The 21,052-nt window shown below is 40.0% G+C and carries 19 protein-coding genes; 2 read left to right on the forward strand and 17 right to left on the reverse strand.

Annotated features, from left to right (window positions below; genetic code table 11):
• Positions 1 to 117: 117 nt before the first annotated feature.
• From QPK24_RS11985 to QPK24_RS12005, 5 genes are all read right to left on the reverse strand, one after another.
• Entirely contained in the window at positions 118 to 2,196 is a 2,079-nt protein-coding gene (locus QPK24_RS11985) for a beta-galactosidase (RefSeq protein WP_285741286.1), read from the reverse strand.
• Between the two features lie 452 nt (positions 2,197 to 2,648).
• Complete coding sequence (locus QPK24_RS11990; protein WP_285741288.1) at positions 2,649 to 2,849, reverse strand: hypothetical protein; 201 nt, start codon at positions 2,847 to 2,849, stop codon at positions 2,649 to 2,651.
• A 36-nt stretch (positions 2,850 to 2,885) separates the two neighbouring features.
• Positions 2,886 to 3,644, reverse strand: coding sequence for a hypothetical protein (locus QPK24_RS11995; protein ID WP_285741289.1), 759 nt, complete (start codon positions 3,642 to 3,644; stop codon positions 2,886 to 2,888).
• Positions 3,645 to 3,673: 29 nt separating this feature from the next.
• On the reverse strand, positions 3,674 to 4,159 hold the full coding sequence (locus QPK24_RS12000; RefSeq protein WP_285741292.1) for a putative periplasmic lipoprotein: 486 nt from the start codon (positions 4,157 to 4,159) through the stop codon (positions 3,674 to 3,676).
• Between the two features lie 438 nt (positions 4,160 to 4,597).
• Positions 4,598 to 5,170 (reverse strand): Crp/Fnr family transcriptional regulator, encoded by a 573-nt coding sequence (locus QPK24_RS12005; protein ID WP_285741294.1) that lies wholly within the window; start codon positions 5,168 to 5,170, stop codon positions 4,598 to 4,600.
• A gap of 124 nt (positions 5,171 to 5,294) precedes the next feature.
• On the opposite strand from QPK24_RS12005, the gene QPK24_RS12010 reads away from it, so the two are divergent.
• Both QPK24_RS12010 and QPK24_RS12015 read left to right on the forward strand, forming a co-directional pair.
• On the forward strand, positions 5,295 to 6,248 hold the full coding sequence (locus QPK24_RS12010) for an NAD(P)-dependent alcohol dehydrogenase (protein ID WP_285749287.1): 954 nt from the start codon (positions 5,295 to 5,297) through the stop codon (positions 6,246 to 6,248).
• Between the two features lie 416 nt (positions 6,249 to 6,664).
• Positions 6,665 to 7,387, forward strand: a complete 723-nt coding sequence (locus tag QPK24_RS12015; protein ID WP_285741296.1) for a copper amine oxidase N-terminal domain-containing protein — start codon at positions 6,665 to 6,667, stop codon at positions 7,385 to 7,387.
• Between the two features lie 138 nt (positions 7,388 to 7,525).
• Here QPK24_RS12015 and QPK24_RS12020 read toward each other — a convergent pair whose 3' ends face one another.
• The 12 genes from QPK24_RS12020 to sigY form a co-directional block, all read right to left on the reverse strand.
• A complete protein-coding gene (locus tag QPK24_RS12020; protein ID WP_285741298.1) occupies positions 7,526 to 8,803 on the reverse strand; it encodes a S41 family peptidase in 1,278 nt (425 codons plus the stop codon).
• 293 nt (positions 8,804 to 9,096) lie between these two features.
• Complete coding sequence (locus QPK24_RS12025; RefSeq protein ID WP_285749289.1) at positions 9,097 to 10,836, reverse strand: ABC-F family ATP-binding cassette domain-containing protein; 1,740 nt, start codon at positions 10,834 to 10,836, stop codon at positions 9,097 to 9,099.
• A 101-nt stretch (positions 10,837 to 10,937) separates the two neighbouring features.
• The gene (locus QPK24_RS12030) at positions 10,938 to 12,041 is read right to left on the reverse strand and encodes a serine hydrolase domain-containing protein (protein WP_285741300.1); all 1,104 of its coding nucleotides are present in this window, start codon (positions 12,039 to 12,041) and stop codon (positions 10,938 to 10,940) included.
• Positions 12,042 to 12,271: 230 nt separating this feature from the next.
• Complete coding sequence (locus QPK24_RS12035) at positions 12,272 to 14,278, reverse strand: sucrose-specific PTS transporter subunit IIBC (RefSeq protein ID WP_285741303.1); 2,007 nt, start codon at positions 14,276 to 14,278, stop codon at positions 12,272 to 12,274.
• Between the two features lie 143 nt (positions 14,279 to 14,421).
• Positions 14,422 to 15,891 (reverse strand): glycoside hydrolase family 32 protein, encoded by a 1,470-nt coding sequence (locus QPK24_RS12040; protein WP_285741305.1) that lies wholly within the window; start codon positions 15,889 to 15,891, stop codon positions 14,422 to 14,424.
• 173 nt (positions 15,892 to 16,064) lie between these two features.
• On the reverse strand, positions 16,065 to 17,045 hold the full coding sequence (locus QPK24_RS12045) for a LacI family DNA-binding transcriptional regulator (protein ID WP_285741307.1): 981 nt from the start codon (positions 17,043 to 17,045) through the stop codon (positions 16,065 to 16,067).
• Positions 17,046 to 17,679: 634 nt separating this feature from the next.
• Positions 17,680 to 18,459, reverse strand: a complete 780-nt coding sequence (locus QPK24_RS12050) for an ABC transporter permease subunit (protein ID WP_285741309.1) — start codon at positions 18,457 to 18,459, stop codon at positions 17,680 to 17,682.
• On the reverse strand, positions 18,456 to 19,379 hold the full coding sequence (locus QPK24_RS12055; protein WP_285741311.1) for an ABC transporter ATP-binding protein: 924 nt from the start codon (positions 19,377 to 19,379) through the stop codon (positions 18,456 to 18,458). Before QPK24_RS12055 ends, QPK24_RS12050 begins: the two co-directional genes overlap by 4 nt.
• Complete coding sequence (locus tag QPK24_RS12060; protein WP_285741313.1) at positions 19,376 to 19,582, reverse strand: PLD nuclease N-terminal domain-containing protein; 207 nt, start codon at positions 19,580 to 19,582, stop codon at positions 19,376 to 19,378. Before QPK24_RS12060 ends, QPK24_RS12055 begins: the two co-directional genes overlap by 4 nt.
• Positions 19,583 to 19,596: 14 nt before the next feature.
• Positions 19,597 to 19,845 carry a transcriptional regulator gene (locus QPK24_RS12065; protein WP_285741316.1) on the reverse strand — a complete coding sequence of 83 codons (249 nt, stop codon included), beginning with the start codon at positions 19,843 to 19,845 and terminating at the stop codon, positions 19,597 to 19,599.
• Positions 19,838 to 20,251, reverse strand: a complete 414-nt coding sequence (locus QPK24_RS12070; RefSeq protein ID WP_285741318.1) for a YxlC family protein — start codon at positions 20,249 to 20,251, stop codon at positions 19,838 to 19,840. The genes QPK24_RS12065 and QPK24_RS12070 overlap by 8 nt, the downstream gene beginning before the upstream one ends.
• Complete coding sequence (sigY, locus tag QPK24_RS12075) at positions 20,238 to 20,768, reverse strand: RNA polymerase sigma factor SigY (protein ID WP_285741320.1); 531 nt, start codon at positions 20,766 to 20,768, stop codon at positions 20,238 to 20,240. Before sigY ends, QPK24_RS12070 begins: the two co-directional genes overlap by 14 nt.
• Between the last annotated feature and the right edge of the window lie 284 nt (positions 20,769 to 21,052).

The raw sequence follows: 21,052 nt of genomic DNA on the forward strand, positions 1-21,052 counted from the left end.
GGTTATTACCCATCGTTAAACAAAACCAGAACCCTCTCAAATGTAGGATCCTGGTTTTTAAATAAGTGAACTCATGTTAATAAATCTACGCTGCTTCAAATCTGCTGTATAACTTTCTTAACGGTTCTTGCTTTCAAACTCTCTATAGAAATCGTCTCGCATTTCCGATACCGCAAGGTAACATTGCTTTCCATTCAACAACCTTGCTGGTACTCTCCACACATCTCCATAATAATAACTGTCAGCAACGAGTTCTTCATCTGCGTAGATTTGTGCTACATCGCCATAGTAATCAATATCTAAGAACCCCTCTGATCCTGTAACGGAAATTTTTTGCCATTTGACTTTTCGCTCCCCGTCTATATGAAGTTGCTCTGTATGTTTCGGTTCAAAAGGTGGCTGTTCTACATCATAATACGTAATAGCAGGTGCTGTATAAGATTGCTGAATAGAATTTCGGTTAAATCTTACACCATTCCAATACCAATATTGGAATTCACCGTCTTCCACAGAACGAATTTCACCAGCAACTTTGTACAGGTCACATCCATCACCTACATAAAGCTCCCCATCCAGTCTGCGCAGATAACGTGCCTGATCCCATCTAAGTGTAACAACAGTGGTGCCGTTGACCTGAAATGCAGATTCAAACCCCGCCTGAGCTGTTATATTCTGTCCATCACTAAATTGATATTCTGGTGTAATTCCTGGAATTTGCGCAAAGAAGTAGGTATCTCCTTTTCTGCATAGCGGTTGCGCTGTGGCATAGTCAAGAATAATACCTGACAACTCCATATGGAACGGCATGAAGAAGCTTACTTCACCACATACATTAATCGACGGGAATATGACACTGCCTGTATCAATTATAACGTTCCGCACATCCTTAAGCTTAGAAAGCCTTTGATAATGGTTAACAAATACATATCCACTCTTACCATCTGTCCGCATCACATATCGTAATGAGGTAGTATCCTCTCTAGAAACTGAATTCTCAGCTTCTACTCTGGTCATCGGTGCAAGTGTTTCCTCAAAATCCTGTACAAACAAATGAAGGATATTCAGCAGTCTGTACTGCTCTCGAACTTCTCCATACTCCGATAATGCACACTGAAAATCATATGAAAGAATGGGATAATCATTCGGATAACCTGTTGCTTTTGATTCCTGGAAAGTCGACAGCTTGCCAATTTTATTGGTTCCACCATGGTACATATAGTAGCCAATCAGATTGTTACCATCACCAAGCTTTACAAGCGATATGCTGTAAATATCCATACCTTTAATTATTGGTCTGCGGTGATGTGTGACTTGAATACCTCCACCCAATTCGCAAGTTGCAAATGGATATCTTTCATATGGCAATCGCCATTGACCATCTTCTTCAATTGCTTGAGGAAGGAGATCAGCTCCTATGCCTGTGTCATTTCTCATACCAGTAAAGAAATAATGAGGAGATGGCGGAAGTTGATTTAGATGATCGTCCCATGGGGCATCGCAGTATCCTCCAAATACAGGAAACACCTCATCAACAGGAATTCGAGCTCCCTCCACAGCATTCCATCCAGTTACCGTATATATTGGAGCAATCATGCCGCATTCCACAGCCATTTCTTTTAAGGTGGCCAGATGCTCAGCATCATTGGTTAATTCATTCTCCAACTGAACGGCAATGATGTTTCCTCCATCTTTATAGAAAAGTCCTTGTACCTGCTTCGAAATATTTTCATAAAAGATATGTACTTTCTTAAGATATTCTGGATTGTTCTCACGCAGCTTAAATGGTTTCTGGAGCAGCCAATCCGGAAGTCCGCCGTTTCTGCATTCGCCGTGCGCCCATGGTCCAATCCTTATGACAGCTTCAAGTCCAGCCTTCTTACATTCCAATATAAAAGCACGGAGATCATTGTCACCTGAGAAGTCGAATACCCCTTCGCTCTCTTCATGATAGATCCAGAACACATAGGTAGATACAAGCGTAATTCCGCCTGCTTTCATTTTACAAAGCTCTTCATACCAGTCACTTCTATTATATCTGGAATAATGAAATTCACCCATGACCGGAATAGAAGGCTTACCATTGCGTGTAATATATAAACTTGTTACATTAATCTTTTCTCCTGCAGGATTTTCTCCTCCAAGATTTAAATGATTTTGCAAAACCTCAGGTTTCTGATATTTTTTAAATTTATACATCACAGTCTCCCTCTCTTAATCTAAATCTTAATCTTGTCTTATACTGATGTCATTGTAACGTAGAGGATGATCGGTACGTTAGGATTATCATGATGATAAAATAGTACAAAATGAACATTTTTATGAAAGTAAGCATGTAAACAGAAATGCTCGGTAAGTCATAGTAAACGACAAGGTCTAATTCGCGGCTGAATTGCAAAGCTGGTAAGAACTTAAAACAAGTGAAAGTGCTGTATCTGTAGAATTAACACACAAAAATGGAGCGATACCCCAACAAGGGGATACCACTCCATTTAACCAGTACATCTAATCACTATTTAGATATGTATCAGATCGATAATCGGTCTATGTTCTTCTTCTTGGCTCTGGACAACAAATTGTGCCGAATACCTTTTTCATGCCCTTTACGTGCGACATCAATTCAGTGAATATTAAATTGTAGACAAACTGGATTACCTTTCTTTATTCTGCCTTTCATAATCTATTACGGAACCCATAACAATGCCTAATAGCATTCCAAAACCTCCCCCCAGTGCAATACTGAAACCTATGTTAAGGTCTAAGAAAATACGTACGATCATGCCTATACAAGCCCCCATAATAAATCCAACAACAAGAAATATTGATAAAAATTTATGTTTATCGTTTTTCATCGTTTCCTCCTACTATTCCAGATTATCAAGAAGAGATTAGTACTTTACTTCTTTTTGTATGGAGCTATTTGTATCTAGATCAGTTTCTGCGTAGATGATTACATTATCTTCTATATCTTCAATATTAAAAACAACCTTTGTTTTTTCGTACTTTTTCCCCTTCACCACATACACTGTCTCTTCAAAAGGATCATTATCACTTGGAACAGATTTAAACGTATCAACTGATATCACGCTTTGGTAAGTTACAGGGTATTTGTCTATGTATTCAGTAGATCGTATTAATTTTCCGTCTTGATCCCAATGGGGTTTACCTATGCTGAACAGTGTAAAATATTTTTTCTTATCTACCGTGTAATATAATTCAGAATTATATCGATCAGGACTCACATCTTTTAAACGAGTGATTAAAAAGTAGTCTCCTTTAGGGCTCATAGATACAGACGAATCCTGAGAGTTATAATTGTGGCTAATTACTATCTCTTCTTTTTCATATTTATAGTCCCCTACATACACGTCAAATTTATCAATCCCTGCTTCCTTGATGTAAACATACCTTTCCGTAGCTTCAGACCAAGCCATATCTTTAATATCCTTAGTTTCGCTATACATCTTCATTTTTTCATTAAAAGTAAGTTTGTTATCGTCAGTCGAAGCTGTATTATCTTCAATCGGAACGTTAACCGATGACTCAGATGAGGGGGGAGTATTTTGATTATCATCTGTATCTGAGCAACCGGCTAAGACTATCATTAACGTTCCAGCTAAAAACATTTTTTTGAATGTAACCATCATAATAACGTATCTCCTTTTAGAGCATAGAATTATAACTTATTCATCGCCGTTTCCATTTGCTTACTGTATTTAGCGTTATGGCTATTATTTAGATTCTCATGATGCCAATAGAGCAAAAGAACGTTTTTCTGTTCATATATACTAGGTATCTGCATATTATACCTTTCCTTTTGTATGTTAAAATCATCCAGTCCTTCTTTTCTAGCTTGCTCCGAATCATATATGTAAATCGAAATAGTTTCAGGGTAAGCCCCTTCCTCATTTTCATCAGACTCGTTTATAGAGAAATTACTGGACTTAACGCTATTCAAAATAAAATGTTGCTCCTCCACTATGGACAATCCCATCCCCTCTTTTTTCAGGGCTTCTATTACCTTATCTAGGGAGACATTCTTTTCATCTAAGGGCAGTACTTCTTCTACCCCATCCACATGAACTGGCTGTTTTTCTATTTGTTTAGAGAAGCATCCTGTAAGTACGAAGCACATTACGAATAAAATTAAAATATTCTTCACTATGTCCCCCTCCTATTGTTGCTATAGACGACTTAAAACACATATATGTTACAGCAATAACTTAGTTAAAAGTAGGAAAAAGGCAACCGGTCAATCTACTGGCTGCCTTAGCGAAGCTCCATTTATCCTTTGATTCTGGGACCGCACCTATTAGATCGATGGATTTTTACACTTACCAAAGTTACTAAACTCAAAACTTGAGATTGAAGTAAGGAAGTTTGATTATCATTAAAAATCGTACTGGTAGTGGTAGTCACTTGATAGCTTCGGTGATCTATTCTATCTAGTCGATTCGCAAGATCGATAACTTTTGTGAAATGAACCTAAATGGCGCTTAGTGGTGCCCTTTGTATTTAAAGCTATTCTCCTATTGACTTAAGTCAATGCAAAGGGAGTCCTTCCCCAGATACAATGAAAGTGTTAAAACCAGTTAACTTCTTACTGAATTCTTTTCTTAATTCGGCTTAGTGACTCTGGAGTAATGCCGAGGTTACTAGCCAGCTGATGTTGGGGTACCCGGTCGATAAGAGTAGGGCGTTTCCGTAGTAGTGTCTTGACGCGTTCTTCAGGCGAAGAAGCGATGAAAGCAGCGTACTCCTCTTGGACCTCACTAAAGTTTTCCTCTATCATCCTGCGAGTCATTGATTCTAGTTGAGGATGCTTGTTGTACATGTCCTTTTCCTTATCCAGATCACCCACGACCAGTACCGAATCTTCTATGCACACGAAAGAGTAATTGGAAGTCTTATCAGGTTTATGATGATTGAAAATCGCAATTGCCTGCTCTTCAGTATAAAAGTTAGATGTAACTTCTCTGCCATCCTCATCAATGGAATACTGCCTTACACAGCCCTTCAGGATGAAATAACATGCATTAGGAACATCTCCTTGCTCAATGAGAACGGCTCCTTTCGCAAATTGTTCTATACGGATTTCGTTCATTATGGATTGCTGATATTCCTTATTAAGAGAAGTCCATTTCGACATGTATTTGTATAGAATGTCTTCCATTCTCTCTTACCCATTTCAATTTCCATCGTTATTTTTTTATATCCATTTTCTATACATGGGGAAGCTGTTTGTAAATGTTCTTTGCTGTGATATTACGATTAGGAGGCAATTATTCGTGAGAGCCATGGTTCAAACTTCGTATGGATCACCTGAAGTATATGTTTTGCAAGAAACCGAAAAACCGACGCCTGGAGACAAAGAAATCCTCATACGTATTCAAGCTGCTAAAGTTGGGCCGTCGGACTGTGCTTTTCGTAAAGGAAATCCGTTTATGATTAAACTGTTATATGGGCTATCCAGGCCAAAATTTAAAGTAGGCGGAACCGAATTAGCTGGAGTGATTGAAAAGGTCGGTAAGGAAGTGAAACATTTCAGGCCAGGAGATCGCGTGTTAGGAATGAGCGTCAAAAACTTCGGTGCTTATGCCGAATATAAGTGCCTTTCCGAAGACTGCCCTCTTGCTGTTATTCCAGATAACGTCACTTTTGATGAAGCCGTGGCTGTCTGTGACGGAGGTGCTACCGCATTGACGTTTTTACGGGATAAGTCTCATGTACGGGAAGGACAGAAAGTGCTGATTTATGGCGCGTCAGGTGCCGTCGGTATTTACGCTGTGCAATTGGCTAAGTACTTTGGCGCTGAAGTAACGGGTATTTGCTCAGGTATGAACGAAGAATTGGTAAGAAAAGCAGGGTCAGACTTTGTGATTGATTATACGAAGAATGATTTTACGAAAGGGGACAAAGTCTATGATGTTATTTTTGATGCTGTGGGCAAAAGCTCTTTCTCTGCATGTAAGCATATGCTCACGGACAAGGGAAAGTATCTAACTACTGCACCCAAGTTGTCTACCGTGATGCAAATGATGTGGACATCTCTGTTTAAAGGAAAACGAGCTGTTTTCGCCACAGCAGGACTTATGCAAAACAAAGCGAATTTGAAGTTCCTCATGGACCTCACTTGCAATGGGACACTGAATGCTGTGATCGATCGTCGGTATCCGCTCGAGCGTTTGCCAGATGCCCACAGATATGTTGAGACTGAACGTAAAAAAGGAAACGTGATTATTCAGATCTAAAACTATCAATAAAATCTGCTGTTCTTTTTCAGAAATATTAAAGTAGCTGAAAAGATAGGATCGTCGAGGCTACACCTAAAGCCAAGATAAAAATCCCTCTGAATTTTACTTGAACAATATCAGTATCGCCATGTCTATCTCTAAAACGATTAAAAGGCCAGGAATAAGGACTTCTTAAGGCCCTAACCCCCATAACTATGCCAAAAATCCCAACCAATAGGAACCAAATAAAGAAAAACATAAGTATCACTCCTTTTCGTTAAGGTAAAGGTCTTTAAGTGAGTCTATACAGTTCTTTACAGTACACTAAATATACAAATCCATTTTAATGAAGTTATATGTCTATACTATAACTTATTCCAGGAATGTTACGTCTATAAAATAAAAAAGAGGAGGTTTTTAAAATCTCAAAGAAAATGCTAGCTATTTCGGTAATGGCCACATTATTATCTGTTTCCGTAACATTAGGTGCAGCTTATGCAAGTGGGATTATTAAAATCAATCTTAATGGGAAACAAGTATCTACGGATGTCGCACCTCAGATGGTCAATAATCGAGTTATGGTTCCCATTAGTTTTGTCTCCAAAGCACTTGGAGCAAATGTAGCATGGGATTCAAAGACGCAGACGGTATCCATTAAAAGTAATGGAATTCTTTTTGAGAATGTATGGGATGAAACGTTTACGGCAGATGGAAATAATGATAGTTTAGGAGCATTCACGTTCGCACATATTAATAATACAGTCCAAACCTTTATGTCAGGGATGGATACAGGTGATAGGCAGCTTCTCGAAATAAGCACTTCCAAGGAAATGGATATTGACAAACTTTCCGAACAACATTATTCAATGGGACCTACCATGTTATCCTCTCAAATCATCGATATGAGAACGATCAAGAAAAATAAACCAGACCAATCACCCGAGTATCAAGTTAGAGTCGCTATACAAACATGGCTAGACAGTCCGACAGTAGATTACTGGGATTTGAATGTAGTAATGACTCCGACTGTTACTAATAAAGAAGGTTTTATTACTACTGAAGGAGGAAAAATGGAATACGTTGTGAAAAAGAAAGTTTTAGTTAAATCTACCCCCGTAGATTCTCATAGGGTTTTTCCTGGATATACATTTAAATAGTGAGAAAAAGAGTCCTGCAAATTTAGAGGGCTCTTTATTTCAGTTATTTTTATATCGGTTGGGATAGCCGTTACCTTTGCGAACATTGAATAACGATTTGTTTTTGAATTCCATTCTTCTTCTCGCTAAAACTGTTCCTTAACCCTTCTCTATTAATTTCAATGCTTGCTGGAGATCTATATCTTTTTCAATATGTTTAGGTGTCCATTTGATATATACATGAGGCTGAATTCCCTTTCCATGTATGGGGTCTATTTCTGTTTTCTGCTGAAGTCTTGATATTGGATAACATAGGGAGAACTGCTTGTCCCACTGGACACACACGATGTCACTATAATCGTTTAATCCCATGGTAGCACGTCCTACTATCGTTACTTTGGATGATTCTTTACTCGTTTCAACAAATTCTTCTGCCGCACTTGCACAGTAATAGTCAGATAAAATGATTACTTTTTCTGGGTTGTTTTCCCCCTCGAAATTGTTTTCTAAATCTGCAATATATTCCGAAAAATCAAAAGCAACAAATCCTTGATTCCGATATGTTTTAAATTGGTTTTCACCGTACTCTATCATTTTCAGAGTTTCTTCATTATTTGTTGAACTTCGAACTTTTTCGGCCTGCTCTAAAAAGAGTTCCACATTTCGGTCAGAACAATTAAATTCTCGGACTTTAAGAGGAGAACTTGGCTTCTCTCCTTTTTTAAAGATATATCTAAGTAGAGAAGAAGAAGCATGGGAATTCCCTCCCCTATTATTCCGAACATCAACAATCACATTTTTACTTTTAAGCAGGTCATCTTTATGTTCTTCTATTAAATTCACTATTTTATCGGTATCTGCAAAATCAGAAAAGGTGAATAGTAAGGTGTCTTTGTTAATAAGATCAATAGAATACGTTGATTTTCTAGGAGTTTTTTTGTAGAGTTTTAATTCCAGTTTTTCTAACTCATTATTCTCGTTCATCATCTCAAAATACGAAGCTTTATTCAGGATTTCATCCCATTCTTCTCTCTCAGGATGAGATTCCCTAAGCATGGTATGGTGCAGTTTTCTTCTCGAACAAATGGATTCTCCATCGATAGAAACAATTTTTGTCCCTTTTTCAAATCGATCCTCTTCCTTCGTCTCTGTTACATATAAAGTGTCTTCGTAATTCCTTACCGTAAAACCGCAAGTTTTTACTTCTACCTTTTCTGAATTATGTAAATTAAAGTACATATGACGATCTTTGAAACTAAGAAGGTATTCATTCACAAGTTCAGTAAACCGCTTCGGCGTAATAATTCCACTTGTTTCAAGATCCTCTATTTTCTTTTTGAAATAATCAGGATGATCCCATCCTTTTTTCTCATCATAACCCGCATAATCCTGATGCATAATAGAAACAACTTCATCAAATATATTTGAGTACTTCAATTGACGTCCCCCTTCGAATCTCTATATTAATAACCCCCAATCAGTTGATATGGTTGGAGGTTGTTTTGAATATGTGTTGTCGGTATTCCTTATCCGACTTAATATAACTTAATATCTTTTCGGCACATTCTGCTGGATGAAAGTATTCGCGAGAGGTTTGAAATGTCCTGCCAGTCCGTTCAATTTGCTGCCGATTGGTGAGTTCTCCTTCCTGTATAGATCTCTCCCCCTCATAGAAAAAAATCCATACAGCAAAAAGACACTGATATTCTATTCATCAGTGTCTCTTTCGTTTATAGCAGTTTAATTAGCTCTTCTAACTCATCTACTAATACTTTTGCTAATTCAAAATTAGTATCTTTTAAAGCCAATTCTATTTTCATTTCAATCGATTTTTTCTTTTGTTCCATTTCTAGATAGTCTTTATTAAAATGACTCGTATAAATCATCTGTCTAAATTCTTGCATACTCATTTTACTAATCGTCTTATCTTCAATGATTAGAACGTAGTCCATCCCGTTTACAACAGAATAGAAATCATGAGAAATCATAAGGATCGCACCTTTGTAGTCTTGGATGGCATTCTCTAGTGCGATTTGTGTATAGGTGTCTAAATGGCTTGTCGGTTCATCAAGAAGTAAGACGTTTGCTTTCGTGGCAGAAACTTTAGCTAATTGAAGCAAGTTTTTTTCTCCACCAGATAATGATCCAATCTTTTGCGTAAGGATTTCTCCTTCAAAGCCATAGTTTGCAATATACGATCTAATCTCATCATAAGTGCTAAACCCAGCATCGATGAACTCATCTAGTATGGTATTCGAATCCGTTAACATCTCGCCTTGAACCTGAGATAAATAAGCCGCGGTAACATCCCTATTAATTTCAATGGAATCATGACGATTCTTAAAGATTTCTCGGAGTAACGTCGTTTTCCCAGTACCGTTTGGACCGATAATAGCTACTTTATCTGTAGATTTAATCTCAAAGCTAACATTGTCTAACAATAGCTCATCGAATGCAACACGATAATTTCTGACATTTACAACCGTAGTGTCTTCCATCTCATGATCCGTATCGAAACGAATATTCGGCTGCTTAATATCAACAAAGGGTGCTTTAATTCTACGAGCTTCCAATCTCTCTTGGAACCGAACTCTCGCTTTTAACGCTCTCCCTCTAGATGCTTCTGAATTAATAGTTGCGATCGCTCTAAGATTATCAATGATGTTATCGTACCTATTAATTTCTTCTTGTTCAGCAACGGCGATTTCTTGCAGTTCTATTTTTGTCTGAAGTAAAGAGAAATTATACTCAATATATCGTCCATCAAACTCTTGGATCTCCAAATCTTCAAGGTGAATGATTTTGTTGAAACAATGATTCAATAGATACCGGTTGTGTGTTACAACAAGCAGCATACCCTTGTGGGAATTAATCAAATTTTTAAGCGCATTTAGGTTTTCAAAATCTAAAAATACATCAGGTTCGTCCATTATCATTAAATCTGGACTACTCAGCATTTCCTTCATCACTTGAATCAGTTTGAATTCCCCGCCGCTTATGTCAGACACCCTTAGGTCTTTTAGCTTCATTAGATTTGCTAGATTCAATTTTTTATTAATATTGCTTTCAAAATTATCCCCGTCCATAGAATCAAATGCATCTAAGGCCGCTTGATACTTTTCAAGTAACGGTTCAATATCTAGTGATGTTTCCATTTCGGTACATATAGAAGTTATTTCATTTTGTATCTTAATAAATTCTTCTCCTATATATTCAAAAACGGTCGTTTCTTCCGTTTGGTCTACTTGTGAGAACTGACTTACATACCCAATGCTGCATGTGGGATCGATCTCTAGCTTGCCCTCAAATAAATATCGTTCCGGATCCATCAGTATATCGATCAGCGTACTTTTTCCACTGCCGCTGGTTCCTATAAATGCACAATGTTGTGCCTCTTCAAGCGTAAATGAGATGTTTTTATACAGTTCTTTCTGGGGGAATGAGAAGGATAAGTTATCAACTTTTATCATCATGTACCTTTCTTTACAACGAAAATGGTGTCTACAATCAATTGTTTTGCCAAACACAGACTTTTAGATTAACACTGTTTACTGCCAAGTACAATTCATTTTTAACGCTTACCGATGCTATGAAACTCTCTGTCATTTTCATGAGTTTTACTACTTATGATTGCTTCAAGTATTTTTTTGCCTGTAGAGTCTATCATCGTTCCTTGAGAAGGCTCTTTTTTAGTAATCCATTTCATTAGTTGAGAGATATAATAATCGATAAGAGAATTCGAGAAAAACGAATAATTGGATAGTAATACAACTCCTGCACGGTGTTCCTTACTGAAAGCTAGATAACTATTAAAACCAGCGGTAGCCCCGTTATGCCAGAGAATACCTTGATCTAGAAGTTTATCCTCAGCCCAGCCAAAATAACGGTTTGAATTTCCAATCGATATAGGGAGATGACTTTTTTGTAGTGTAGAGGCTACCAGGTTATCCCCATTTAGATTAGCTTGAACAAATAAACTTAAATCGCTAACAGATGACTTAATCCCCCCAGCTCCCTCATGTATAGAAAGATCATCCCAATGAGGGACTCTTTTCCCACTTGAAGCATGTCCATTTAAAAACCTGCCATTTTGTTCTGAATCAAGCATAACGGCTGTCTCGTTCATCTTTAATGGACTTGTTATGTATTTTTTCAACAGTTCATCATACGTATGACCTGACACCTTACATAGAATGTTTCCAAGTATAGCCGCACCGATATTGGAATATCCAAATGAACCGATGTTTTCGGTGAAGTCTGCAGTAGATAAAAAAGCAGTTAAATCTTCCTCGGTATACGTTAAATAAGGATTTGATCTGTTTTTAGATAAAATGTGGTTTGTTGCTAACACAGGTAATCCTGAGGTATGAGTAGCAAGGTTTTTCAAAGTAATCTTATTTAGATAATCATTGTTGGCATTTGGCACGTACTTACCAACGATGTCATCCGAGGAAAGAAGTTTTTCCCGTTCCATTTCTAATAAGAGTATGGATGTAAAAACTTTGGTTATGGAGCCGATTTCAAACAACCTATGTTCAGGGGGGATCGTATTTTTCTTTTTACTGTTACAGAACGAGTAATATTCTACATCTCCCTCCCTGATCATCCCGATAACAAGTTGTACATGTTTCTTATCTTTCGTGTAATCTGAAACTAAGTTATGTATATTCTTCATTGTAAAAGTACTCCTTTTCGATTTATAAGGCTTTTATTATTCGAATGTCGAAACCTGTATTATTAAGACGGTTTAGAGCAGATAAATGATGTATTCGTTGCCAGGTTCCATTCTTCCTGTCCGCTGGCTTAGAATTAACGAACGTAATCGATTAGAAATATGCCCAGCGGTTATGGGAGATCAATAAAAAAAAGCCGCTAGGACAGCGACTTTAGGTATGTTCCTTTGTTCTAATTTACCTTTGAACTCATTTGGACAACCATAATTTCATCCTTATTCGCAGTCATCTGCGTGTCTGTATTCACATTCATAGCGGCAACCTCTTCTATCCCCGCAGGAATGAGCACTGGAGTAATCGTAGATAGACCAGCTTCTGAGATGCGAACCATATCGAATTCAAGCAGTAATTGTCCTTCTTTTATGGTATCACCCGTCTGTACATGAGCTGTAAATCCCGATCCTTTAAGTGAAACCGTATCGATCCCTACATGAATCAAGAGCTGTACACCACTCTCGTGTTCCAATATTAGTGCATGTTTACTTTTATTCATCAGATGTGCAACAACGCCGTCAAAAGGAGCATATACTTTACCTTCCGTAGGCTCAATAGCGTATCCCTCTCCCATATGTTTCTCAGCAAAAGCTGGGTCTGGGACAGATTCAAGCGGTATTGTCTTCCCAGTAATAGGGGATGGGAATCTTAGAGTGTATCCATCTTCTTTTTTCTGAGCCTTGTTTTCAGATCTAATCGGTGCATTTGATGTACTTGATACATTTGATGCAGTAACACTACTAGTCTTTGTTGCTTTCTGAACCGGTTCGTTGTTTTGCACGCCTTCCGAGATTGCCTCGATCTTGTCATCTTTGTAACCGAACAGATAGGTTAATATGAAAGCAATGGCCATCGCAACAACGTTACATAAAATGTACAGAAACAGCTGATTGTTTAAATAAAGCAGCGTTCCGGGAATTACGGTGATCGCCATCCCTGTTCCTGCTAAACCGAATAGGGATGCCATAAAACCGCCTACAGCTCCGCCGATCAGTGCCATAACAAATGGCTTCATATATCGTAAATTCACACCAAAGATTGCGGGTTCCGATATGCCGAGAAAAGATGAGAACGATGAAGGAAGTGCAAGTGCTTTTAGCTTTGCATTCTTTGTTTTTAATCCGACTGCAAGACATGCGGCACCCTGAGCGGCCATAGAACAAGTAACAATCGCGTTAAATGGATTCGAACCGGTCTTCTCCAGCAGCTGGATTTCTAAAAAATTGAATATATGATGGACACCGGTTACTACGATGATTTGATTGAAGAAACCGATAATGAGACCAGATATTCCTAAAGGAAGATCTAATAAGAACATGGTTCCGTGCAAGACCCAATCTTCGACCGTATGGAACACAGGTCCGATGGCAAACAATCCAAGCGTGATGATGACAAGCAGTGTAATAAACGGGGTTACAATGAGATCAATGGATTCGGGCACCCGTTTTCGTAAGAATTTCTCGAATTTAGCTCCAAGAAAGCCTACAAAGAATGCAGGAAGAACAGACCCCTGATATCCCACGATCGGAATGAATCCGAACATGTAAAGCGCCTCTTCAGATCCATTAGCAACATTGTAGGCATTCGGAAGTGCCGGATTTACTAGCATCAGACCAAGTACGATCCCAAGTACCGGACTTCCGCCAAATACACGGAACGCAGACCAGGCTACAAGCGCGGGTAAAAAGGCAAATGCGGTATCTGTCAGTATCTCAGTAAAAAGCAAGAAATTTGGGGAGATATCTGCAGCCGTTATTCCAAACAGCGCCAGAACTTGCTCTTGAGTAAGCAGCCCGCGTAAACCCATAAATAAACCGGTTGCCACGAGTACAGGAATAATCGGGACGAAAACATCGCCAAATGTTCTTATGGCTCTTTGAAATACGTTTCCTTCTTTCTTCCCTTGCTTCTTCACTTCTTCTTTCGTCGTACCTTTAATTCCAAGCTGTTCAACCTCATCGAAGATCCGATTAACGGTACCGGTTCCAAAAATGATTTGAAATTGTCCTGCGTTAAAGAATGCCCCTTTTACCTTATCGATGTTTTCCACACGCGCTTGATCGATAAGCTCCTTATCGTGGACCATTATACGCAAACGAGTAGCACAATGGGCAAATGAAGCAATATTCTCCTTACCGCCAGTGGCCTCGATTACCTGTTTCGCTATTTCACGATTCTCAGACATGTAACACCGCTCCTTTTTTACTAGGATGACTATATACCTTTCACTTCAGCTCCTTGCTTTTAACCCATATAATCGCTTTCAAATGAACATGTTGCATAGAACATATCACCGAATCAACAGAGCTAAGATATAATCTCTTAACGTTAAATTCTCCAAAGCGATGCTTCCAGTGAAACGACTCCTCCGCTTGAGAAAAAGCGAATTTCCGTACTGTCCTCGCTAGGAAAAATTCGACTCGTGAAAACTTCCTCTCCATCGTTAACAAAGACTTCAACAGAGGAGGTATCTACGAACAGTTGGAATTTGACCTTGTCCGCTTCTAATCGGCAGCGCCGTACATTTCCGTAGGCAGACTCAATAGGCTCACCGGACATGGAGCGATCCAGTATCACTTTCTTGTTCAGATGATCATAACATAGCACCGTTTTTTCATTTTCTCCTGCTCGGAACTCCACGCCAAACTGCTGTGCATTCTCATTCGTAAATTCACAGATGAGTTCATAAGTCGTGCCAGTAAAATTCGGGAATGTTCTAGTTTCATCTCTAAGTAAGCTCTTAACCTCTGACTGTTCTTTACGCAGCTGTTCTAATTCACGGACCGGTCGCTGAATAATTTTGTCTTCTTTAAGGATCAATTCCCTTGGCAGAGTTAAGCAATTCGCCCAGCCCTGATTGTCTGTTGGGTAATTTGATTCAGGGATTCCCATCCATCCAACTAGAATCCGGCGGCCATCCGGCGCTTTGGTTGTCTGTTGTGCGTAAAAATCAAAGCCTCGGTCCAGTTCTTGAAATGGACCATGGTCGAACAGTCTGGTTGACACATCAAGCTTCTCTCCAATGAGGTAACCCGATTGATAAATATTATTGAAAGCATCCTCCTCAGGACTAAGACCTTGAGGTGAAAATAAGAATACGCCCTGATCGTCCATTTCAAAATAATCGGGACACTCCCACATATACCCGAAATGATCTAATTTTGTAACCATCTCTCCTTCAAATGTCCAGTCAATTAAATTAGGAGAACGATACATTACTGCGCATCCCGTCACGTTTGTTCGCTGAGCACCGATTAAACAATAATATGAGCCCTCACTTTCCCACACCTTCGGGTCTCTGAAATGCTCGGTGTATCCGTCTGGTACCGAATCAATGACAGGACTGCTTCTTTTAATAATTTCCCCCTCTGTATCCATAACAGCTAAATTTTGATATGAATGTCTTACCCAATTCTCATCACGAGAGTTCCCAGTATACATAAGATAGAGCTTGTCATCTTTCACAATACCGCTGCCGGAATATGCACCATGTGAATCGTAGGGTCCACCAGGTTCTATTCCGATACCGACATTCTCCCAGTGGGCTAAATCCATCGATTTAGTATGATACCAATACTTCATCCCATGATAGGTTCCGAGCGGAAACCACTGATAGAACAAGTGATATTCTCCCTGAAAGAAGGTAAAACCATTGGGATCATTAAGAAGACCCGTAGGCGGCTGAATATGAAACAACTGTCTCCAGGGTGACTTTCCAACAAGAGCAGTAAGGCTCTCTACTTCTCCGGGATAAGCTTGTTCAAGCTTTCTGTATTTTTCTTCTCTTGTTATTTCCATCTTATAAATCTCCACCTAATGATTTGAATAAGTTCTGAGTAGAACCGGTTCCAAAACAGATTATAAAAAGAGATTGGAACCGGTTCCAACCAATCTAAAAAATAAGTTTCATAATTCGTTCTTGAGCAAGAAAAAATCATGAAACCGTTTTTTTAGAATTATAAAGCAGGAAATTATTGTTTGTCAACGCTCTCTCGATCATGTAATACAAAATCCATCATCGTAACATCCTCAATTTCTTCCTCTCGCACCAGTCTTACAATATTCTGGGCAGCGCGCTTTCCTGCCTCTTTATATTGGAATTGTACTGTAGTTAAGGCGGGATGAACGATCTCTGTGACATCATAGCCCCCGAATCCTGTGACGGATAAATCCCGAGGGATATCGATCTGTTTTACACTCGCAGCTTTCATAACGCCAAGCGCAATGTTATCCGTAGCACAAACAATAATGGAAGGATCATATTCGTCTAAAATATGAGCAGTGGTTACCATCGCATCTGTCATTTTAAAGCCAGTTTCATAGTACTGCACATAACAAGAACTGCCTTCTAAGCTTTTTTTAAATCCTTCTTTTCTTCGGACGCCAACGGAAATATCTTTTTCGGTCACCCCTAAGTATGCAATTCTGCGGTGTCCTTTTTCAAGAATATGACGCCCCATCATATAACCTGCTTTGTAATCATCATGTATCAAACTGTGAAGGTCAGGATGCTGCTGGCCAACAAGCAGTACGGGAACTACGCACTCTTTAATCGCTGTCAGATGTTCTTCCTTCACCTGGGCTGCAAGCAAAATGATTCCGGATACCTTCTGCCTTGCAAAATTGTAGATTGCCTCAATTTCTCTCTCAAAATCCTGACTCGTATTAGAGATGAGCATATGATAGTTAACGTTTCGCAATTCCTCATCGATGCCTATTAGTGTTTGCGAGGAAGCAAAGGAGTCCAATCTTGGCACGACCGTTCCAATAATATTTGTCTTTCTGGCCTTCAAGCTTTGGGCAAAGGTATTCGGAACATAATGATGCTCCTTAATGACGTGTTCAATTTTTCTGCGAGTGTTCTCGCTTACAGAACCCCCGTTCAAATAACGTGATACTGTACTCTTCGCTACGCCAGCAATCGAGGCTATATCTGAAATGGTTTTGTTCATTCATTATCCCTTCTTTTTACCTATGAATCTGCTATGAATATATATAAATGATGATAACAGTATACTTGCTTTTTCTAAGGTATGCGATCCCTTAATATCTTCTAAGTTGAAAATAAGCAACCACTCAGTTTGCACATTCATAGTGTTCGGAGGTCTTTTTTTGAAATGGAATTTGCTCAAAAATACAAAAACAACCTTAACCATAATTACGGCTAAGGTTGTTAATTATAGACTTCAGATGATGGGACATATAAGCATTTTGGATATATAGATGCCAGAGAAATGATTGTATTTAAAAACAGATATGTGATGCACTGATCGTATATTATTTCCTATGACAGACAGTACTGAATATCTGTTTACATTATATTAAACATAAGATTGATTAATCCATCTTTATCATGCTCTATAACTTTAAATAAACCTCATTTTCTAACAACTCTGTCACCACGCCACTGAGCCGCCGGAGAGCAATTCCAGCAGTTACCTGATTTAACCATTCATCCATTTCGTGGCCGCTCCAAAAGATTTACACTATTCATCTTCACCGAGCGTACTTACGTCGTTTTTACAGAGTGATTCCGATAAGCAGGCGATTATTCTTATTAACACCTTTTTTTGTACCTAATGACTATTAAAATTTAGATTTCTTTATTTTCACTTGATAGACTGCGATCATAAAAAAGAACATAATACATATCAAACAAAGGATGACTGCGCCCAAAGCACTCGTAGATTTATCGCTTGCTTGCAGCCACTGCATCGATATTTGCGGCAGTGAACCTGGACTGTAGGCCGTAAACGATGGCAGCCATTGCGAAGCAATGGACAGCAGTATTACCACCGCTAAGCTAACGAAGGCGATACCTGCTGCAGAATTCAGGAGAGAGCTCAATAGCAGTGTAAGCGATCCGGCAAACCAGAGCCACAGCAAATAGAGGAGTCCTGCTTTTATGGCTGCCCCGGTCTCGACGCTTCCGATCATCTGCACAGTATAATACCAAGCCCCCGCATAACCAAGCACGAAAGACACAGTGACAAGAGACAGCATACTTGCCCACTTCGCTGCCACATAGGATACGAAAGACACCGGCTTTGCAAAAATCATCTGTGAAACCCCGCTTTGACGCTCACCAGAAATCATTGTCATGATGGACAGCACCAGGATCATAAGTCCGACTGAGTTATACTGACTAAGCGTCTGTGCCATTACTTCTGTTCCAGTAGGAATCTCCATGGTAATCGTCATGCCTTCGGGCATATTTCCAGCGGATTCTATAATTTCTGGCAAAAAACGTGTCACCACTGGCTGCATGATCCCCAGTATCAAAAATACAATCGGCACCCACAACCATTTATAGCTGCGCCCCATCTCAAGCATTTCTTTACGAAAAAACAATAAGAACTGTCTCATGATTGCACCACCCTCTCAAACAAGTCTTCGAGTGTGCTATGACCTGCTTCAAGCGAACGAATCACAATGCGTTGGGATACAGCGTCGGCCATGAGTGTAAGGGAAGCTTGATCGACGTTCGCAACCCTGAGCTTCGCACGTCCTCCGGAAATCTCCGAATGGATGACAAAATCCTTGCTGCAGACAGCGGCCAACCAGGACCGTGATGCCTCGTCCCCGTCAACCTCCAGCCTGATCACTGGCTCGCTATATGTTCGGCGAATATGTTCAAGGTTTCCTTGAAGGGCAATATTGCCATTTTGAATCATGATAATTTCATCACAAATTTCTTCTACGTCATGCAGTACGTGTGTGGAAAATAGGACGGTCGTCTCCCGGCGAATGTCCCGGAGCAGAGTCAGTACATCCTTGCGTCCTGTGGGATCGAGTGCTGACACTGGCTCATCAAGAATGAGCAGCTTCGGTCTATGAATGAGTGCCTGGGCAAGCCCCAAACGTTGTTTCATTCCGCCTGAATAACCGCCGATCCTGCGCTTACCCGCATCCCTAATGCCCACTGCCTCCAGCCACTTATCGGTCTCCCTCTTGGCCTCACGACTTGTCAACCCGGCAAGCTCTCCGGTATAAAGCAAAAACTCAGCTCCGGTCATCCAAGGATAAAACATGGGCATTTGCGGTAAAAAGCCAATATAAGGCCGCCGGTCCGTAGTCGGTCTTCCGTTTAGCAATAGCTCAATCGATCCTGCTGACGGCTGAAGCAATCCAGCCAGCATATTGATCGTCGTGGTTTTGCCGGCACCGTTTGGTCCGAGTAGAGCGGCACAGCTGCCTTCGGTGATACTGAATGATATTCCTTTGACAACTTCACGCTCTTTGAAGCGTTTGGATAAATCTTTTACCTGTAGCAAAGTCCGGGTCATGAGGCATCCTTCCTTCCGAAGACAAAATAAGCGACTGATCCCAGAATGTTAACGCACAAGATGATGATGACCCACAACCATTTCGGTCCGCGAGTTGCTTCCGCTTTATATAGTGATACCAATGCCACCACCGCCAAAATCAACTGCAAGACGATGATAGGCATGATCAAATTCCAAGGTATGCTTGAATTCATTATATCCATGAGTGTTTCCCCCCTTATTCGTTTGGTTGATTGCGATCATTCCCTATCTTCCGGAGTTCTTTTCTTCTCGGCAAATAAATATGAACAATCCAATAGGCAATAAGCGGTCCAGGAGCTTGGATCAGTCCGACGATCCCCCAGATCCAGTAGTATTTTGTATGACGGCGGGAATGAATGAACAAAAATAGGCTTTGTATCAGTAGAATGCAGGCGACTAGTATTAAGACCCATACGGGAACCGAATCGAGATTTGTTTTATGCATGGCTGGATTTCACCTTCTTCTTAGAACGATAAAAAAATCGTACAGCAAACGCGATCGCACCGACAAAGACCAGCCCCTGAATGGCGACAAATACAACAATGTTCATGGATGCCAAGAGGATATTGCTTCCTATTAAAGCTAGAGCGATCATCAAAAACAGTACAACTTCTAGGCCTGCACGTTTGCGGAGCCTATGCTGCTCAGCTGCGACCAGCTTCTCCAGCTCATGCAGTGGCGGCGGCTCCGGACTCCGGATGGCCAGCTCCATCTGATCGAATCCATGCAGCAGCTCAGCGATCAGAACCTGATCCTCTGCAGATAATTCTTCGTGGAAGCCTTCACCATGCGTATGATCCTGCTCGTTCAGATCGGCAGTTCGTTCCTGCGTTCCTTTAATCCTTTTCATCTGTCGCCAGCTCCTTTCTTAACTGCTGCAATCCATGATGGATTCTGGACTTAACCGTCCCCGCCCGAATGTCCATCATATCTGCGATTTCATCATAGCTATAGCCGTAATAATGCTTGAGCAAAATTGGCAGCCGCCATTCGTACCCCAGCTTGGATAAAGCCTGCATCACATCAGTCCATTCCTCTTGCTGAGCTTTTATCTGCCACTCTGTTCGCCTAGATGCCTGCTCCCGGTCCCTCCACTGCTTTTCTACCTTAGTGCGACGCATCTGATCGATATAAATCCTGGTAGCTATCGTGATCATCCATGAAGAGAATTTCGATTTTCCGTTATATTGATGAATCTTCTCAATACACTTCAGCATGGTTTCCTGCGCCACATCCTCGGCCAGCTCAGGATTCATCGTCATTTTGATAAGATACTTTGTTAAAAAGGAGTAGTGGGCATGCAGCAGTGGCGCCATCGCCTGACTATCCCCGCGCTGCGCGCGTTTTATTAGCTTGTGCTCTTCCAACTGCAATCCCTGCTCCTTTCCTCGGTTACATATTTGCCATATGACCACATCCGTACGTACGCGACTTATGCAATCAAACATATTACGAACAAGTACAAGAAATCGTTCACTACATCCTATAATTTTTTTGAAAATTTCATTTTCAATAACTCAAACTCATTTTTCATAGTCGCTGTTGTCATTATTTAAAATAGAGTTTTTACATGTTTTTAAATGTTTAACAGAAAAAAGTCGCAGAATATGCGACTTCTGTTGTGCGTTAAACTGCCCCGCGTTAGCTTAAT

The organism is Paenibacillus polygoni, assembly GCF_030263935.1.
In the GTDB taxonomy this organism is placed as follows: domain Bacteria; phylum Bacillota; class Bacilli; order Paenibacillales; family Paenibacillaceae; genus Paenibacillus; species Paenibacillus polygoni.

Excerpts from the sequence above, each read along its gene's own strand:
- QPK24_RS11985 (WP_285741286.1), bottom strand. The coding sequence starts at position 2,196 with ATGTATAAATTTAAAAAATATCAGAAACCTGAGGTTTTGCAAAATCAT.
- QPK24_RS11990 (WP_285741288.1), bottom strand. The coding sequence starts at position 2,849 with ATGAAAAACGATAAACATAAATTTTTATCAATATTTCTTGTTGTTGGA.
- QPK24_RS11995 (WP_285741289.1), bottom strand. The coding sequence starts at position 3,644 with ATGATGGTTACATTCAAAAAAATGTTTTTAGCTGGAACGTTAATGATA.
- QPK24_RS12005 (WP_285741294.1), bottom strand. The coding sequence starts at position 5,170 with ATGGAAGACATTCTATACAAATACATGTCGAAATGGACTTCTCTTAAT.
- QPK24_RS12010 (WP_285749287.1), top strand. The coding sequence starts at position 5,295 with ATGGTTCAAACTTCGTATGGATCACCTGAAGTATATGTTTTGCAAGAA.
- QPK24_RS12015 (WP_285741296.1), top strand. The coding sequence starts at position 6,665 with ATGCTAGCTATTTCGGTAATGGCCACATTATTATCTGTTTCCGTAACA.
- QPK24_RS12025 (WP_285749289.1), bottom strand. The coding sequence starts at position 10,836 with ATGATAAAAGTTGATAACTTATCCTTCTCATTCCCCCAGAAAGAACTG.
- QPK24_RS12030 (WP_285741300.1), bottom strand. The coding sequence starts at position 12,041 with ATGAAGAATATACATAACTTAGTTTCAGATTACACGAAAGATAAGAAA.
- QPK24_RS12035 (WP_285741303.1), bottom strand. The coding sequence starts at position 14,278 with ATGTCTGAGAATCGTGAAATAGCGAAACAGGTAATCGAGGCCACTGGC.
- QPK24_RS12040 (WP_285741305.1), bottom strand. The coding sequence starts at position 15,891 with ATGGAAATAACAAGAGAAGAAAAATACAGAAAGCTTGAACAAGCTTAT.
- QPK24_RS12045 (WP_285741307.1), bottom strand. The coding sequence starts at position 17,045 with ATGAACAAAACCATTTCAGATATAGCCTCGATTGCTGGCGTAGCGAAG.
- QPK24_RS12050 (WP_285741309.1), bottom strand. The coding sequence starts at position 18,459 with ATGAGACAGTTCTTATTGTTTTTTCGTAAAGAAATGCTTGAGATGGGG.
- QPK24_RS12055 (WP_285741311.1), bottom strand. The coding sequence starts at position 19,379 with ATGACCCGGACTTTGCTACAGGTAAAAGATTTATCCAAACGCTTCAAA.
- QPK24_RS12060 (WP_285741313.1), bottom strand. The coding sequence starts at position 19,582 with ATGGATATAATGAATTCAAGCATACCTTGGAATTTGATCATGCCTATC.
- QPK24_RS12065 (WP_285741316.1), bottom strand. The coding sequence starts at position 19,845 with ATGCATAAAACAAATCTCGATTCGGTTCCCGTATGGGTCTTAATACTA.
- QPK24_RS12070 (WP_285741318.1), bottom strand. The coding sequence starts at position 20,251 with ATGAAAAGGATTAAAGGAACGCAGGAACGAACTGCCGATCTGAACGAG.